15 protein-coding genes are annotated in these 16,828 nt (G+C 42.3%); 4 read left to right on the top strand and 11 right to left on the bottom strand.

What is annotated here, in order from left to right:
- The first annotated feature begins 39 nt into the window (after window positions 1-39).
- On the top strand, window positions 40-801 hold the full coding sequence (locus ACM9J1_RS01010) for an XRE family transcriptional regulator (protein WP_415579977.1): 762 nt from the start codon (window positions 40-42) through the stop codon (window positions 799-801).
- Window positions 802-1,014: 213 nt separating this feature from the next.
- Complete coding sequence (locus tag ACM9J1_RS01005; protein ID WP_415579976.1) at window positions 1,015-1,488, top strand: hypothetical protein; 474 nt, start codon at window positions 1,015-1,017, stop codon at window positions 1,486-1,488.
- Between the two features lie 43 nt (window positions 1,489-1,531).
- On the opposite strand, the gene ACM9J1_RS01000 is transcribed toward ACM9J1_RS01005, so the two are convergent.
- A complete protein-coding gene (locus ACM9J1_RS01000) occupies window positions 1,532-2,872 on the bottom strand; it encodes a T9SS type A sorting domain-containing protein (protein ID WP_415579975.1) in 1,341 nt (446 codons plus the stop codon).
- A 151-nt stretch (window positions 2,873-3,023) separates the two neighbouring features.
- On the opposite strand from ACM9J1_RS01000, the gene ACM9J1_RS00995 reads away from it, so the two are divergent.
- Together ACM9J1_RS00995 and ACM9J1_RS00990 are read left to right on the top strand one after the other, a co-directional pair.
- Window positions 3,024-3,389, top strand: coding sequence for a helix-turn-helix domain-containing protein (locus ACM9J1_RS00995; RefSeq protein ID WP_415579973.1), 366 nt, complete (start codon window positions 3,024-3,026; stop codon window positions 3,387-3,389).
- 55 nt (window positions 3,390-3,444) lie between these two features.
- Window positions 3,445-4,032 carry a DUF4145 domain-containing protein gene (locus ACM9J1_RS00990; protein ID WP_415579972.1) on the top strand — a complete coding sequence of 196 codons (588 nt, stop codon included), beginning with the start codon at window positions 3,445-3,447 and terminating at the stop codon, window positions 4,030-4,032.
- Between the two features lie 2 nt (window positions 4,033-4,034).
- Here ACM9J1_RS00990 and ACM9J1_RS00985 read toward each other — a convergent pair whose 3' ends face one another.
- The 10 genes from ACM9J1_RS00985 to ACM9J1_RS00940 form a co-directional block, all read right to left on the bottom strand.
- Window positions 4,035-4,412, bottom strand: a complete 378-nt coding sequence (locus ACM9J1_RS00985; RefSeq protein ID WP_415579971.1) for a hypothetical protein — start codon at window positions 4,410-4,412, stop codon at window positions 4,035-4,037.
- Complete coding sequence (gene mobF, locus ACM9J1_RS00980; RefSeq protein WP_415579970.1) at window positions 4,396-7,101, bottom strand: MobF family relaxase; 2,706 nt, start codon at window positions 7,099-7,101, stop codon at window positions 4,396-4,398. Before mobF ends, ACM9J1_RS00985 begins: the two co-directional genes overlap by 17 nt.
- A 165-nt stretch (window positions 7,102-7,266) precedes the next feature.
- Window positions 7,267-8,040: a hypothetical protein gene (locus tag ACM9J1_RS00975; RefSeq protein ID WP_415579969.1), complete on the bottom strand. Its 774-nt coding sequence runs from the start codon at window positions 8,038-8,040 to the stop codon at window positions 7,267-7,269.
- Between the two features lie 16 nt (window positions 8,041-8,056).
- Window positions 8,057-9,523 carry a type IV secretory system conjugative DNA transfer family protein gene (locus ACM9J1_RS00970; RefSeq protein WP_415579968.1) on the bottom strand — a complete coding sequence of 489 codons (1,467 nt, stop codon included), beginning with the start codon at window positions 9,521-9,523 and terminating at the stop codon, window positions 8,057-8,059.
- Between the two features lie 10 nt (window positions 9,524-9,533).
- Entirely contained in the window at window positions 9,534-9,803 is a 270-nt protein-coding gene (locus tag ACM9J1_RS00965; protein WP_415579967.1) for a helix-turn-helix domain-containing protein, read from the bottom strand.
- 310 nt (window positions 9,804-10,113) lie between these two features.
- A complete protein-coding gene (locus ACM9J1_RS00960; protein ID WP_415579966.1) occupies window positions 10,114-12,732 on the bottom strand; it encodes an AAA family ATPase in 2,619 nt (872 codons plus the stop codon).
- Window positions 12,733-12,879: 147 nt separating this feature from the next.
- On the bottom strand, window positions 12,880-13,671 hold the full coding sequence (locus tag ACM9J1_RS00955; protein WP_415579964.1) for a hypothetical protein: 792 nt from the start codon (window positions 13,669-13,671) through the stop codon (window positions 12,880-12,882).
- Between the two features lie 36 nt (window positions 13,672-13,707).
- Window positions 13,708-14,403, bottom strand: coding sequence for a hypothetical protein (locus tag ACM9J1_RS00950; RefSeq protein ID WP_415579963.1), 696 nt, complete (start codon window positions 14,401-14,403; stop codon window positions 13,708-13,710).
- Window positions 14,400-15,278, bottom strand: a complete 879-nt coding sequence (locus ACM9J1_RS00945) for a hypothetical protein (protein ID WP_415579962.1) — start codon at window positions 15,276-15,278, stop codon at window positions 14,400-14,402. The genes ACM9J1_RS00950 and ACM9J1_RS00945 overlap by 4 nt, the downstream gene beginning before the upstream one ends.
- Before the next feature lie 172 nt (window positions 15,279-15,450).
- Entirely contained in the window at window positions 15,451-16,662 is a 1,212-nt protein-coding gene (locus ACM9J1_RS00940; protein WP_415579961.1) for a phage integrase SAM-like domain-containing protein, read from the bottom strand.
- Window positions 16,663-16,828: the final 166 nt, after the last annotated feature.

The following is a 16,828-nucleotide window of genomic DNA, read 5'->3' as shown; positions in this document are numbered from 1 at the left end:
TGTTATATTTGTTGTTGCTAATCGTAACAAAAAGCAATTATGTCGTTATTCTCGGATAATATCAGGTACTTACGTTCTCAAAAGCGGATTTCGCAAGAAAGCGTCGCAGCCGCGCTTAAAATCACGCGTGGGCGCTATGTAAAATATGAAGACGGAACGACCGAGCCGCCCTACGACATCTTGCAGCGCATATCGCATTATCACCATCTAAGCATCGATTTACTGCTATCTGTGGACGTGCGGAAAGTGTCGGTCGAAAACCTTCTGAAATTGGACGACAACCGCATCCTGCTTCCTATCATGATGGACAAGCAAGGAAACAATCTAATTGAAATTGTACCGCTCAAAGCGAAAGCTGGTTATATCCGAGGATTTGGCGACCCGACGTTTATTCAAGACTTGCCACAAATCGCATTGCCATTTCTTGGCGCAGGAAAACATCGTGCATTTCCGATCGAGGGCGATTCCATGCCGCCCCACGATGATACAGCATTCATTGTCGGCAAATACGTTGAAAATCTAAGCGACGTTCGTAAAGGCAAAACCTACATCTTTGTTCTGCCTGACGATATTGTCTATAAAAGGCTTGGTGAGAAAAAGACAAAATCGCTGCTTGTCAAATCCGACAACACTTATTACGACCCATACGACATTAAACTTTCCGACATTCTCGAAATTTGGGAATTTGCTTGTAGTCTTAATACCAAAGAAGCGACTGCCGCATTAAAGTCTGAAACTCTTGAAGACATCGTCAAGGAACTTCGTAACGATATGCGACTTGTCAAAAAAAAGCTGAATTAATTCGGCGAATATTTTTAGATCATATTCACTCCTGTCAATTTCCCCCTCGTCTTGAGTATCGGCGCAAGTTGAGTAAAAGCCGTCCGGCAGTCAATCACGCTGCCCGCTCCGTTCGCTGCGCTCCCGTGTTGGTGTTGACTTTCGGCCTATGGCTTTTCTCCTTTTTTGCCCCGCACTCCAACGGTGGAGGCATTAACTTAAAAGGAGCAAATCATGGAAACCAAAAATCTTTTATTCGCAAATTTAATGGATAATGACATCGTCGATATTCGCGACATCATCGAACAATTTGAAGAAACAGAAACAGACTTTGTAAATCGCTTCAACGAGCAACACGAGCCTAACGACGCAATAGCCGAAAGCGACAACGACTTGTTTAAAGCCTGGCTTTCCGAAATCAGCAATGACGATGAAGAAGCCGCAGATTTTGAACTTATACTTTCATTGCTTGAAAACCTTAAAGGCTACGGCGGTGATGAACAATGGCGCGGTGATTGGTATCCTATTACTTTAATACGTGACGATTATTTCGAAGATTACGCCCAACAACTTGCAGAAGACATCGGGGCAGTAGATAGAAATGCCGCTTGGCCGAATAACTGCATCGACTGGAAGCAAGCAGCCAAAGAACTGGAAATGGATTATTCGACGATTGATTTTAAAAAAGCTTCCTATCTATACAGATAAATAAAAAAGCCGCCCTTCGGGGCGGCTATCACATTCAAGCGAGTTATTTTTTTAGAAACTTCACATTGAAATTTCCCTGCTCTGTTTCCAATGACAGCATATATAAACCCGATGCCAGCGCAGAAACGTCGAGTGTGTTGCCTTGCGGTACAAGGTGGTATTTTTTACCGCTTAAATCATAGGCAACTGCGTTCACGACGTTTGCGCCGGACAGGTTGAGCAAATCCCTAACTGGATTTGGATAAAGAGCAATTTTAATATTTTCGGGATTTTCGATACCTAAAGAAGTACAGGCATATTGTGTCGGTTGTGACACAAAGCTACCACCGCTTACGACAAGTTGGGTATCGCCCCAAACCCAAAATGTACCAGTAGTTTTAACTGCGCTTGACTGAAAATATCCAGCTGTAGCATTTGCCCAATCAGTGGCAAGTCCCACTTGTGCAGGATTTGTAAAATTGCCCGTTACCGAACCGTTGCCAAGCTGTTCGCTGGCATCGTTACCCCAAGCCCAAAGCGTGCCGTTTGTTTTGGTCATTAATAGATATTGTGATTGTGCCTGTTTTTTAATCGAAACCGTTTTCCAGTCCGTTGCCGTCCCAATTTGTTGTGGAGAAGAAAAATCAAATGTCATTCCTGCCAAATATCCCCAGCCCCAAAGACTATTATTCGTTTTTAATGCAAAAGATACCCGCGAACTCGCATCTATCCATTTCCAGTCCGTCGCCGTGCCAACTTGCAAAGGTGTTGTGGAATTGGTAGTTGTCGCGTTTCCAAGCTGTCCGTCGCCATTCAAGCCCCAAGCCCATAAAGTCCCGTTCGTTTTGATAGCAAGGCAATGACGGCCATTTCCTGACACGGTTTGCCAATCGGTCGCCGAGCCTATTTGTAACGGCACGTTACTTGCGAAGCCAGCCGCAGCCCCGTTGCCCAAATAACCGCCTGTATTTGTTCCCCATGTCCAAAGTGTGCCGTTTGTCTTGACGGCGACCGTGCCACGCTCTCCCGCAGAAACTTCTTTCCAGTTGTTATCCGTGCCAATCTGTACGGGAATTAAACTATCGTCTGCATTTCCGTTGCCCAGCCTTTGGTAATTGTCATTTCCCCATGCCCAAAGTGTTCCATCGGTTTTGATCGCCATTGTATGCGACTCACCCGCTGAAACGATAAGCCAGTTATTTGCCGTACCAATTTGCACGGGTGTGGGCTTGTCTATAATTGTACCATCACCGAGCTGGCCTAAGTTATTTGCGCCCCATGCCCAAAGCGTGCCGTTCTGGGCGATTGCTACAAAGTGAAATGCTGATGCCGAAACTTTCTCAAAACATTGGGCATGCGTAATGCCCGTAACCGCAATTAATGCGGCGGTCAAAATTTTTCTCATATATAGGAATTTAAAATTATCCGTGGTTTGCGGTGAAAACCGACAGGACAAAGTGAGAAAAATTTTAACAAATAAAAGAATCTATTGCAGACAATTTGTTAGTTTAACTATTTTTTCGTTACTTTAACGCGTTCTAATACAGTTAAAATATATGGAAGCAAAACAACTCAACATTGGCGACAATGTAAAAAAGTTCCGCGAGCTAAAAGGCTTTACGCGTGAGCAAATGGCTGACTACTTGAATTTAAGCGTAAGTGCATACGGTAATATCGAGCGCAACAAGACCGATTTAACCGTTTCCCGCATCCAACAAATCGCGGAAATACTGGAAGTGGATTTGGCTCAAACCCTGAATTTTGATGCCTCACAGGTTTTTAATATTACTCACAACGAAGTCATTCAAGGAATGCATTCTAAGGTTGAAAACCACAACCACCCTGACGAGTATAAAGAAAAATATATTAAGATGATGGAGAATGAAATTGCGCGATTGAAAAAACTTGCCGGAGAAGCATAACCCTATGGCAGATTCAAACATTCTTACATGCAGACATTGTGGCAACATTTCCAAAATGGAAATTTCAGCCTCGGCAGAAGTTGACGAAACTTGGGGCGATTCCCAAATGGGATATGGCCCAAATATGGGGACATCTTACGATGTCCTGAAATGCCCTGCATGCTTGAAAATCAACATCGTTACATACTTTTGGCATGAGGATATGGAGAGGAACGAAATCGAATATGAATTCCTATACCCACCTGAAAAAGCTTATCCGCTCGGCTTGCCGGATAACATATTAGCCGCGTATAAAGCTTCGGAAGATATTAAGCTTCGTAATGCAAACGCTTACGCCATATTAACCCGTCGGATGCTGGAAACCGTTTGTATAGAGCATGGGGCAAAATCAACTCAACTCGCCAGCATGTTAAAGGAATTGGCCGACAACGGTGCAATTCCTCAAAATCTTGTCAAAGTCGCAAACGGGATTAAAAATTTCGGAAACATTGGCGCACATGCGGGTTCAGGTGAATTGGGAGAGCAAGAATTGCCTATTGTTTCGGCATTAGCAACCGCACTTTTGGAATATCTTTATAGTGCGCCGTATTTGGCTGCACTTGCTGAAAGCAAACTCACAAAACTGCGATCAAAAGGAAAGTAGCTTTATCTATTGGGGCTTATGATTATCTCATGAACAGCCGTGTCACTTTCCAAACTCTCATACCTTTTATTTACTTGGTTAATGACCTTTGGCAAGTGGAACATTAAATTTTCGTAGAGAACTTCAAGCTTGTTACCTTTCATTACGATTGTATGCGTCGTAAACGTCAACGTAATGACACCATCCTTTGGCGAGTATTCACCGGAAATCAAATATGCGTAGTTCAGAAAAAACCGTTTGCCGTCCTGCAAGATAAGGCAAAGGTTACGTGCATTGCTTGCGTTTTTAAAACGCTCAATCACGGCTTCGTCCTTTTGGTCGCTGCCAATCTTGCCGCTCTTTCGACGGTTATGAGCGTCAAATTTACCTGTCAGGCTCATGGTCTTTTCCTGTTTTGATTTCTATTTCCTGTTCCTGCTCTTTTTCCCTCTGCATTAGCATCACAACTTCCTGATGCATTTTATTGTCCAATAGCATTTCAATAGCGGATTGACGTTCTCCCAAATCCTGCGCGTATTCCAATAGCAATTCTTTATCATCCGTATAAATATGCGCTTGATGCTTTGCACGCGACACCGAAACATAAAACTGTTTGCTATCCGTTGCAGGAAATGTCGCGGCAGGCTGGTAGATAAAAACTTCTTCAACCGTTTTACCTTGTGAGGCTTGAGAGGTCACACAATGACCGTTATCGATATAACTCAAATGTGTCGAAACTCTGTGCGTGCGTTTGCTCATCGGATTGCGAAGCTTGATAACGCCCTTTTCAGCAAGAGAAATCACTTCAAGCATCGTCCCATTTTCCATCCTTTTGTTATCGAGGTCAGTCATACCCGTATTCACTAAAACCTTGTCGCCTTTTGCCAATAGGATTGTGCCTTTTTCGTAAACCTCATACTTCTTGGCATCGACAACCGGAAATGGTTTGCTTTCACCTTGAGAATTGACCAGCAAAATATCCTTGTGATTTGGACATTTTATTTCCCACAAACTCCCAATGCCAAAACCCGCCACATTCTGCGAGAACTTTACGAACTGGCCGCTCTGAAAATTACGCGTGTCGCCTTTTTCCGCTTCTGTAAATCCGACACTTCTTAAACGTTCTGCCTTAATCTCTTTATTGCCTATCAGCCCTGCCGCTTGTAGTTCCTGACGAACTGCGGCTGTCACAGCATCGCCCTGCGCATGCGTTGGTGAAACAATCAGGCACTTTTTGCCTGATGTGATAGCCTGCAAGTAGTCTTTGACAATTTGCCCGTTCGGGTTCATCGCATCGACGGTTTTAATAAATTTCAATTCGTCGAGTTTCTGAAAGCCTTCCAAAACATGCCCATTGGACAAATCTTCAACCGCCGAACGATAGCCTTCCGTTTGCTGGCGATAAATCTTTGTCACTTCTGCCGAGCGAATACCGCTAACCGTGCTTAGAACACGCATTGCATCACCACGCACAACGCTTGCATGCTGGCGTGTATCACCGCCAAGAATAAGCTGCGCATTATGCATTTTAGCCAGAGAGAGCAGCCCCAACATATCCTTTGTGCCAAGCATCCCAGCTTCATCCACCCAAAGAACCTGACCCTTCAATTGCGTTTGCAAGGCGTGATCGGTCAGCAGTTTGGCGACCGTCTGCGCATTGTCAAATTTTTCCTGCTCCTTCAAAATGCCTCGTGCCGCCTGTGCAGTCGGCGCAACGACAAAAACATCCTTTCCCGCGTCCTTAATTTTTGCGACAGCCTCTTTCATAAGCGTAGTTTTACCCGTGCCGGCTGCACCGCGAATAATTGAAACTCTGTCCCTCGTTGTCAAAATGTGGTCAACTGCGGATTTTTGCTGGCCGTCCAAATTGAGTTCAGGCGCTGCGTCGTAGAGCGGTTTCATCTGGCCAAAACCTTCGATTGCAAGGTCAATCATCTTTTTTTCTTCGGTCAGAACTTCCCGTGTCGTACAAACTGTCCGGTCTTTCTCGACAACCTTGACAATCCGGTCGTCGTTTTCAAAAGCCAGTTTAATGTCTTCGGACGTAGCACCCGATTTGCCCATGCTGTACCGATAAGCCGACTCCAGCAATCGACGCTCCGACATCACTGAAGACCGCTCGAAGCAATGTAGTAAGGCATAGTCCACACACTCAATAGCAGAAACCTTTTCCAAGTTGCGGGCTGGCGCGTGCCTAACAATCCCTGCATGCCCGTTGTCGCCCAGCTTTTCTATTTGGGAACGCCACTCGTCTTTAAGTTCGTCCATCGTATGGCCTTTTTGCTTCTTCGCACGCGTGCGTGCGCCAAGCTCCGAAAGCTCCTTTGCGTCCGTGATACCCTTGTCTTTGGCAACGCGCCCAATTTCATCCGTGCGCTTGGAAAAAAGGTCAAGAACCTGTTGCGGCACGTTCTCGATTTCAAAAGACTTTGCCGTCTTTCGGATTCCGTAGCCGAGATCCGCAAGATTGTCCGCCAGCGTCTTCTGAAACACGGACTGATAATAGGGCATGTCCCGTTTGATGTCGCGGAACTGCGCCGCCTTTACAACCTTTTCCTGCTCATCCCAAGTCGCATTAAAAACAAAGCAATGACTATGCAGATGCGGGTCAGGCAAAGAGCCATCGACAGGCCGCGCCGTCTGATGGACAAAGTTCGCCCAAGCCAACTCCTTCGTTTCTCGGTCAGAATCCGCGCCGTCTTTTCGCACCCGCGTCTTGCTATCCGCTTCAATCAGTTGCATCGTCGCGTAAACGCTTTTCTCGAATGCTTCCAAAATCTCGCCGTCGTTCGTCATGGCATGCATGACCGACACCGACTTTGGGCAATGGAAATTAATGTCATACCCCGTTGTGCGGTTTTCGACATTTCGCGGCGTTAAGCTTTCACCCGTCGCAGGATGCTTGTTTTCGCAAAGCGCAAAAAATGCTTCTTTGCTTATCACACCATCAACGCCCAATCTATCGGCCAATCGTCCCTGCCATTGTCCGGCAAGTTCTTGGTCGTTCACGTAGTAATCGGACTTGGAAAGCGCATCATTAAAATACGCTTTCGCATGACCCGCAGACTGACTTTGAACCATTCTTATCATACTTAAAGTGTATTACGTTTTTGAAAAATGAACGGACGTTTCGCGTCCTGTAAATGAATATGAATGACCCGCAGACCCACCCCTTAGTACAGCGTGGCTGTACCCATCCCTATGCGGACTCATTAACATGAGAACATCAGACATCTTCCCTAAGCTTCGCTTAGGTTACAAAACGGATGACGAATTTGTGTCGTCGTACAGGTTTGGAAGGATTGTTTTGCGAAATGCACCATCGGTTGGTACAAGTCCGCGAAACTCAAATCCGCTCTTGTCCTGTTGCGTTTTTCCAGCTTCAGAGAAGATAGTTTCAAGCTGTTCGTTGCAAATTATTTCATCGATTTTATCGAGAATGAAGTTGTCACCGCGACGGTAAGCGTTGAGATAACTAAGTGAATAAATTATGCTCGAAAGCACGAGAAGTAAGCCAAGCTGTTGCCCGATAATCCAAAGAAGAAGACCGCCTAAAAAGAAAGGTAAAGGTTCGAACAAACATTCTATTGTTCTGATGTTGGTTGAAATGCCAGGAATTTTGATTGTGTCAAAAATCTTGTCAGGCACACCGCTGGACAAACTGAAACGCTTGAAGTTTGTAATAGAAGCGTCCTTTTTTATGTCGAAATAGTGACGCACACTGAAGTAGATAAAGACGGCAAGGAATATATACCACAACGTAAAGCTTGGAAAAATGGCAGCACCCACTTTGCTAATAAATGGAAACAGGTAGCCTAGTAATTTGGTCGATAATGGAAATAAGGCCAGTATCGAAGCCACAGTCAAGGCAGTGGACAAACGGAAATAGCGTTGCCCGAATCCCTTGCGGGTAAATACTTCAATCGGCATACGCCCGTATGAAGCGAACATGTCAAAGAATGACAAAATGTATGTTACAAAAATGTTTTCCCTGCGGAGAGTTGAACGGTAGTAAGAATTTGTTTTCATGAGAATTGAATTTAAATTAAACAGTAAAATTTTGGTTGAACTCGATTTTTATATGCGCTTTGCCGCTGCGCTTCTGTGACAGCATATAGCATTCTGTCAAATGGGCATTTTGTTTGCCGCCTGTCTTTAGGCTTTGAAAAGCCTCCGCTCTGACAAGTCGGTCGTACTTGAGTGATTTTGTTTTAGAGCTGGAAAAGTGGCCTGCGGCTGTGGCCGTTTGTGAAGTTTCTTCAAACGCTGCATCGCCGATTAATTCCGATGCATAGCGGTTTGTTTCAATATCTGCGTTGGCGTGGAAAACCTTTGTATTCAGCGTGCCGAGAAAGCTTTTAACGCGAAACTCCGATTTTGCACCACCCATATTAGCGTAGTAGTTCGGTAGGTTTTGAGAAATATAAACCGTCGCAATCTTGCTACTTCTTGCGGTTGCCTGATATTCTGCGTCATGCTCGTGCAGGAAGTTTTGTGCCTCATCAGCCCATAGGAAAACAGGTCGGCTGTTTTCGTCAATACTGCGCTTTTCCATTGCCCGCTGCCAAATGTATTTGAACATAATTTGGGAATCGCGGCCTATTTTGTGGTAAAGCTTTACGGGCAGATGAATGATAATTATCTTGCCGTCCGAGCATTGTTCCGGCGTGAAATTTGACACGCTATTACAGAACAATGAATAAACAGGTTCGCGTAATAATCGGAACAGAAACCCCGAAAAAGAAAAGTCAATGATGGAGCGTGTCTTGTCGCTCAAATGCAAAAGACTATCCAAGAAGAATTGATCGAGGAATCTCAAAATCCGTGCATCTGCAATCGCATCACAAAGAACGTCGTCATAATCGGCGCGGCTTTTAAGCTTCATTAAGGCGTTCGGTGATTGTGCATTTTCCCAATCACTTACTTTTGCCATTACGGTTTCTTGTGCCAGCAGAAAAGCTTCGTAAAACGGGCTTGTCTTTTCCTCATCTGCAACATCCGGCTTCGGAAGTGTCTGCACAATGTCAAACATGCGCTTAATCGAAACCTGACCGTAGGCCAATTTGCAAAGGTCGATAACATTGAACATCAACATATCCAAAGCACTTTCCCAAAAGGCATCATCGCTTTTGCCTGCCTTTTCTTCGCTTGCGCGAATAACGGTTTTAAGGACATCGACGATGTTTTCAGTATTTCCGTCACCTTCACTTATATAGTGCAGGAAGTTGAAGAAATTTTCGCCTCTAGGCTCGACAATAATAAGGTCATTTGTACGCCCCGTCATTGCGGCATATCCTTCCCAGAATGCTTTCTCGTCAGGTTTTACAGTCAGCACAAGACCGCCAAACCCAGCGTCGAGATACTTCAAGGCTAGCGTGCGTCCTGAACCTGATGTTTTACCTGAACCGATACCGCCGAAGATTTGAACACCTTCGACAGCATCGCCAATCGTCCACAGCGTATTTTCTGCAGGAAGGTTCAGTATCGTTTCATTAAGATTAAATGTTTTCATTTTTAAAAATTTAAAAAGTTTCTTTAGCGTGTTTCTCCAAATACGCCTCGATGGAATCGCGGTCGTACACGATAATTTTCTTCTGCGGCTGGGAAAATCTGATTTTCCCTTCATCACGCAGTTTTTGCAGCGTTGTCTTGGATTTGATATTGAGGCAATGCATCGCATCAACATCGGAAATCCACTTGAATCCAGTTGTGTCGTTTTCAGGTTTAAGCCTACCGACAACCGCTTCGACAAGGGCAAAAAATGCCTTGTCCTCTAAACATATTACGTCCATAGGAATGTTTTTTTAGAATGAGTGAATGAACTTGTTTTGAATCTGAACAGGCGTTGAAGCTTCTAGTTGCGCCTTGATTTCGATGTAAAACTAATACGGGTTCAAGTGATGCCAATTAAGAAATCTACCAGCGACACAGAAACTTGTTTAAAAGGAAATTTTGCGTCATTTGGTAAATATTGCAAAAGCCTAAAAATGCGAAATCGCCCTTCACGTAAGGCGTGAGGACGATTTACTATTTAAACGACCAACGAAAAAGCCGATATAATGTTACTTATATCGGCTGAAATGCATCTTAATAACGATTTTGTCAGTTTTGCTGGATTCGCAATTTCTTTACTTTTGCGTTCAAGTCGTTAAACCGCGTGATTTCCTCTTGCAGATTATCAGCGGTTGGTTTGACATACTGGTATTTGTTGCTGTGCAAGTGTCCTTCCATGTAACGGCAGCATTGGTAAAAACTGTCCACCAGTTCTTCACGTATTGCATCGTCAAACTTAATCCGTGCAAGACTGTCAACGCTCACGCGCTCTTCAAATCTTTGAACAACGCCGTTAAACAATGTAAAGACAACCATCGCCTCGTAGCTGGTTCTAAGAGCAGCGAAACCATTTTTAATGTTTTCTTCTCTCTTTTCAGGACCAGCCGCTCTTGCCGCTTTTAAATATTCTCCCGCCTTGTGCGAGGTTTTATATTCTTTCTCGTAAGACGGCGTGTTTTTGAGGTAAATTCTGCCCGGCGTTTTGCCGTCTTCATTTTCAATCCAATGGCAATCGTGACCGATACTAAGTGTATTGCTATGTGAGATTAGGGCAGCTACGAACGCAAGGTCGTGAGTAAAGACCGTGACTTGTTTGTCTTGTGCTATCTCAACAACGCGGAACGCGATTTCGCTTTTACGGTAGTCGTCAAGTGATGTCACGGGATCGTCAAACACGATGCCGCGATTGATGTCAGACATTTGCATTTCAGCAAGGAAGTCAGCAATCGCAATGACCTTTTGCTCCCCTTCACTTAAAACCGCATTCGGGTTACGACCTTTCAGGCGTAACTGGCGATATGATTTTCCTGCCGTTCCTGTATGGCTGATTTCGATGCCAAAGTTTCCGTTCAGCTTTTGACACTCGGCATTAAAAGTATCTACATACTTTTGATTGAAGTATTTGTTGGACAGAATTTTTTCCGTGTCGGTAATTTGGCGTTTCTCGAACTTTGCCTTTCCTGCTTTCTTTACCCATACCAACGTATTAACAAACGCTTCAAGCGTCGGGAAATGGGTATTGTATTTCTCTTTATGTTCCAGCAGCGTTTTGGAAGCGTGAAGCTTCGCCAATTCGGTTTTCTCCGTACCGTCCTGTAAAATCTTGATACCTCTCTCGATTTTACCTGAAATGGTCGTATGGGATTCAACAGATGTTTGAATAGGGCTGCGTTCAGCAGCTTTCTTTGCCGTCATGTCCGCGACAAGAGAAGCAGCAAGTGCTTTTTGGTCAGTCAACGACTTCTTAATCGCTGCCAGTTCCGTAGCATGCGTTGTTGACAGCCAGCTTGTCAGGATTCCGTCAGCAGGAAACAGGTCGAATGAAAGCTTCTCCATTTGTTCCTTTAATGCTGTCAATTCTTCACGGGCAGTTTTGGCCTGTTGCTCCGCAACACTTTTGATAAACGAAAAGCAGTTTTCAATGAGTTGCTGGGCATCTTCCGATAGCGGCTGATGGCACAAAAGGCAATTATCTCCGTCTTCGGGATATGCGTTAGGATTTTCGTTTTGCTTCTTTGCAAAAACATCAGCAGCAACAATGAATTTTTTCCATTCCTCTGTACCGATGCCTTCTATTTTATCCGTTTGGAAATTCTCGATGCCTTCTGCTTTGGCTGTTGCCTCTTTAGCAACAACATCATTTATTTTGTCGTTGATGGCCTTAATGTTTTCAGCCGTAAAGAATTTGTTTAACGCCTCGACAGACAACTTGTTTTCACCAAGAAGCCTGTTATACGTTTGCAGATTACCAATTTCCTTATCCTTGCCCGCAGATGCAATTAAAAGTTCATCATAGCTTTTTTGTAAAGCTGCGTGCTGCGTTTTGTCTTCTTCGCTGTAAGGAGTGTATTTTTTTAAATCAGCGGCCGTCGTATTCGCAGACAATCCTTCAACGAAAGTCTTGATCTCGCTATCGCCGTCAAACCACAATCCATATTGATTTAGCGTTGATTTGGCAGCAACGTCCACTTGCAGTCTTTGCTCCAACTGTACGATTGCCGCAGAATATTCAGCAAAGAAACTCAATCCCGCAGGACGAAATTCAAATTCGTTTTTTTGCTCCAAATGCTTGATTACGCTTTTGCCATCAAAAACCGAAAACTGCCCGAACTCGGCAGCATCTTGGTTAATAGTATATTCAAGAGGAATGTCAGAACCAGCAGCAGAGAAAACCAATTCAGCCTTGATTTCCTTATGCCCGTGTTCAATATGCACATTCGGCAGAATTTCTTCAGGAGATTTTGAATAAAAGATTCGCTTCAGCAAACGAATGTAGCCGGATTTACCCGAACCGTTTGCACCGTAAATAATTGTCAGGAATTGTGAGAACTCGATGGCTTGCCCTTCAATTAGGGCATTTACACCTTCAACGTTTTTTAGTTCCTTCAATACAAGGTCAGCTTTGTAAGCCGACGCATCATCCGAAGGACTGTAATTGATTTCAATATCCGCTCTTGGTGACTTGTCAAGCAGGTCGAGTTCTTCAAGGAGAAATTTATAAGAGGCTTCAATCACTTCATCGTTAATCTCGTGGCCATCCAAAATTTTTGCGCCGAGATACTTCGCCCAATAGGGCAGCGCGTCGGCAAAACGCTTTACTTCAATTTCTAAACTTTCTACAGCTTGTTCTTGTACTTCTTCTTGTAATTGTTCTTCATATTCATCCATTGTGTTAGTAATTTGCATCATCAATCCACCTTCATTATCCCCACCACAATAAGAAAGAACATCGATAATAAGTTCATTGCAAATTTAACATTTTTAACAGAAGAATTTGTTACAGTTTTGTGAAAATTTTGAATATTTTGCTTTATCTTATTCTAAATAGTCGAAATTGAAACCGTCATAATACTTGCGCATAAACTCGTCCATTGCAGGCTTCATTTGCTGCTTGGCTTCACCTTCCGGCATACCATCGTATTCTTTAGCAAAGTCACTCAACAATTTCTTCGTTAAATCTCGCTTTGGGTTCAGCAATCCGGCAGCTACATCAAATAATTCAAAGTCTTTATAGTTGCCGACAACACCGTTTTTTGTTTTCAGGTATTGATAGATTTCGTTATTCGTATAGTTATAAGTTTCACGCAATCCGTTCACTATCTGCGTGAGATATTGAGGACTAGGTTTTGAATAAGCAGTTATTGCCGCTTCGTCCGTTAAAGTGAAAACCGGAATATTATCCACTTCTCCCAAATAGACAACCAATCCGTACCAAGATGGTCGTTTAAAGACCGTGCTTCCTTCTGCAATCGCCTCGTCGATATTGATGTCGTCTATTGGATTGCCGCCCGTTTCCCATTGGGCAACATGATGAAATTGCTCCCGCGTAATTAAATATATTCTCGCAAAGGTGGCGCATTCGGGATCATGTTCTCTCTTGACGAATGCGACACCGCCCATTTGCCAGTTTCTTGAATTCTTTGCAAAAATCAATTCATGCTGTAAATCGAAATTTCTTGCTTCACGTGGCGCGGACGTGTCGGCGCAGGGTGGATATTCATTAGCAGCTCCTTCCGGTTTGCCACCTTCTATGTAACAAATAAATCTCTCTTGCAAAAGATTTGAGCCATAGGCTGCATACCAGACTAAATTGTTGTTATCATTCATATAAAGTAGAGAAAATATAAAAGAGTATTTAAGTCTTTAATTAATATCGAGTGTGTAACTTACATCCAGTATAATAGAATGACCAGACTGTTGTATTGAATTTAACTGTATAGATACCAAATTAAAGTTTAAATATTGGCTGCTATTGTCAGCGATGTTTTTCAATGGGGCTAGAACTTGATCATATTTTGAGGCTACAAAGGCCAATATTTCATCCGAACAAGATTCTGATTGTAAAAGTTGTTGAATAGCCGCATCGAGCTTTTCTTTTTTATCCCTAGAAGCTAAACATACACTTCTATACTCAATATTTGCGTTGTAGTATTTTTGTAATTTAACGATATCGCTATCGACCTTAAAATTATATTTGTTTTCGGTGACTAGCAATCCTTTGCAATCAAAAAAATATTTTATTCCAATCAATCTATTAACCTCAAATATTCGCTTATATTCAATTTGGTTCGTATTGCGCAGTAAAGGAAGTTTAAATAAAATTTTGGTGTCGTCATAAGAGCCGAAAGGATCATTATTTGCCGCATTTATTAGGCCATCAATCAACGCTTCGTCCAAGCAACTCTGCATTAATATTTCACGCGAAACAAATTCCGCCTTATCTTTTATCAGTTCAAGTTTTACATTTTTGGTTAACCTTAATGTATTTTGCGCAAATACTTCGCCCGCATTAAATTGCAATGTTAAAAGCAAGAATAATATTGAATGTATATGTTTCATTTTACTCCAACTTCGTAATTGTAGGTGATAAAAAGACCATCGTCGCTAAATCTTGCAGAAACTATTTTAAAACTTAGCATCTGCGAGGTGACAAAATCATTCTTAATGTTTGTGGACTTAGAGACATCATTTATCAAATTATTTATTCTAGTATTTACGCTGGCTTGATCAAGTAACGTATATGATTGGTCGAGCAATTTAAATCCACCCCAATCTTTCAAGATTGCAAAAAGCTGCACAAAGTTAATCACAAATTGATGCAAGGGACATGACCCACAATTTATGCCAATGCCACCCGGGTATATAGAGAAGTTCAACGCAAGTTTTTTATCATCCTGAACTGTCATTCTCATGATAAGTGATGCCACCACTTCACAATCGCAATCACTAAATACTGGCTGATAAAGTAGATCTTCGATTTCATCATACCAAAATCTGAATTCCACTGTATTAGTATTATCTAGCTTAAATATCTTTTCCTTGTTGCTAATGCGACTTACATGTCCAAATGGCTTATTACCTGACTGCTCGCGCAGTTTGGCTTCAAATAAATCTGCTGAATATAATTTGATTAAATTTAGGACGACTGTCAGCTCGTCCTTTCCCAAAATTTTTGCTTCTTGCGTCTTTTGAATTTTATTTGTAAAGCCGACATCGTCAGATAATTGAAGATTGTCTATTGCATCTTCGAAGTTAACGTTCTTAAAAGAGCCTTCTTCGCTCCATAAGTTAGATGCACATGTATTATACATCTCCTTGCCCTTATACTTGGTCTTAAAAGAAACGCTGTCCTTAACGAAGACATCTTTCTTGGCTTTTTGCGATTGAACAGTATAAACGAGGCACAGAAATAATATTGTAAAAATATTCTTCATCTATTACCTATTTAAATGACATGTAAATAATTATGCCTATAAAAAAGATCTCTAGGCTGAAATGGTATTGCCTAAAGAAAATTGAAGATAAAAAAAAGTATTTTGAATAATTAATTATTTCGATGAAGCACTAAAATAAACCGACAAACTGCTCATTTTCAGATAAATGAATTTAATTTCCAATTACCGATGCCAGTGCTTCATCAGCATCTTTATAGATAAAATTTGCTTGGTAACCTATTGTGGTTCTAACGTCGCTATGTCTGTAAAGCTTCTGAAGCATTTGCACAGGAACTTTGTCACCTGCTAACGTTGCAAAGGTATGTCTAGCAATATGCATTGAAAGCTTACCTTCAATTTTGGCGAGAGGGGAAACGTACCTAGTAAGCAATTTGTCCGAAAAATTTACATCGAGATAAATTCTTCTCTTCACATCAAATTCATTCTTTAAGTCCATGCCTTTAAGATTAGCGAACACAAAGTCGTCAGGTGAAGTTTTCAAATGCTCGTATTTTTGCAAAATAGCCAATGCTTTTTCAGGTACAGCCAAAGAACCGGACTTATTATTTTTTTCCATTGTATAATGCAAACGACCATTTTGAAAGTCTGACCAACGCAGACGTAAAACGTCTGAAATACGCATCCCAGCAAAGTAATAGGAGATAAGCCATTTATTTCTGACATCATCATACTTTGGGTTTGCCAGTTCCACAGCTTCCAGCTTGGAAACATCCGACGCGCTTATGCCAACTTTGTTTGATTGCGGAAGTTTGATTGAGATTTTTTCAGCACCGAACGGATAATACTTCTGATCCAGCACGCCTTCTTTAATGGCCTGATTAAAGATAGCGCGAATGACCATCAAATAATTCATAATGGTACGTTCACCAAGTTTTCTTTGAGATTTAAGATAGACCTTGAATTGTTCCAAAACACCATAGGTAATATCGGTAAAGGCAACATCGCTGCCGTCAAGAAATTCTTTGAAATATTTGACGCGGGCTTTGTCAGCGTTATAGCAGTTAAAATTTCCCGTGTCCTGCAACCTTTGAAGATAAATTTGCGCCTGCGCAAAGAAAGTCGCGCCGCCTTTCGGTTTGATTTTCTGTTTAATAGCACGCGATGAAATTTCATCCTTCAACGTTTCAGCTTCAATGCTGATGTCGCTTGCAGATGCTTTCTTGGCAAGAATAAGGTTGTTCAAACGCTTGGAATTAGGATGCGACGATTTTACACGCTGTTCATTCTCCACCCATTCGTCAGCCTTCAAGTTGTGGCCGAGATAGATATAAGAAGTTTTTCTATCTTTGGTTATTCTGATAGCGAGCGGGAATGTTCCGTCTTTATTTGCTTTCTTGCGAAGAACGACTTTAATTGTTGCCATTGTCTATATGGTTTTGATTCATCGTAAAGATAATGAATTTTGGTACAACATAGGTACAACNNTTTAACTATTTATATGCTTTAGTAAAATTTGGAATGAGTCTAAACACCCTGTAAAATAAGGAGTTTTAATATAAATAGATTCATATAAAACCATAAAAAGAGGG

Origin of the sequence: Flavobacterium longum (assembly GCF_965137575.1) — a bacterium.
Taxonomy (GTDB): domain Bacteria; phylum Bacteroidota; class Bacteroidia; order Flavobacteriales; family Flavobacteriaceae; genus Flavobacterium; species Flavobacterium longum.
The sequence above is the reverse complement of the archived record's forward strand: the minus strand, read 5'-3'. Positions and strand labels throughout refer to the sequence as shown.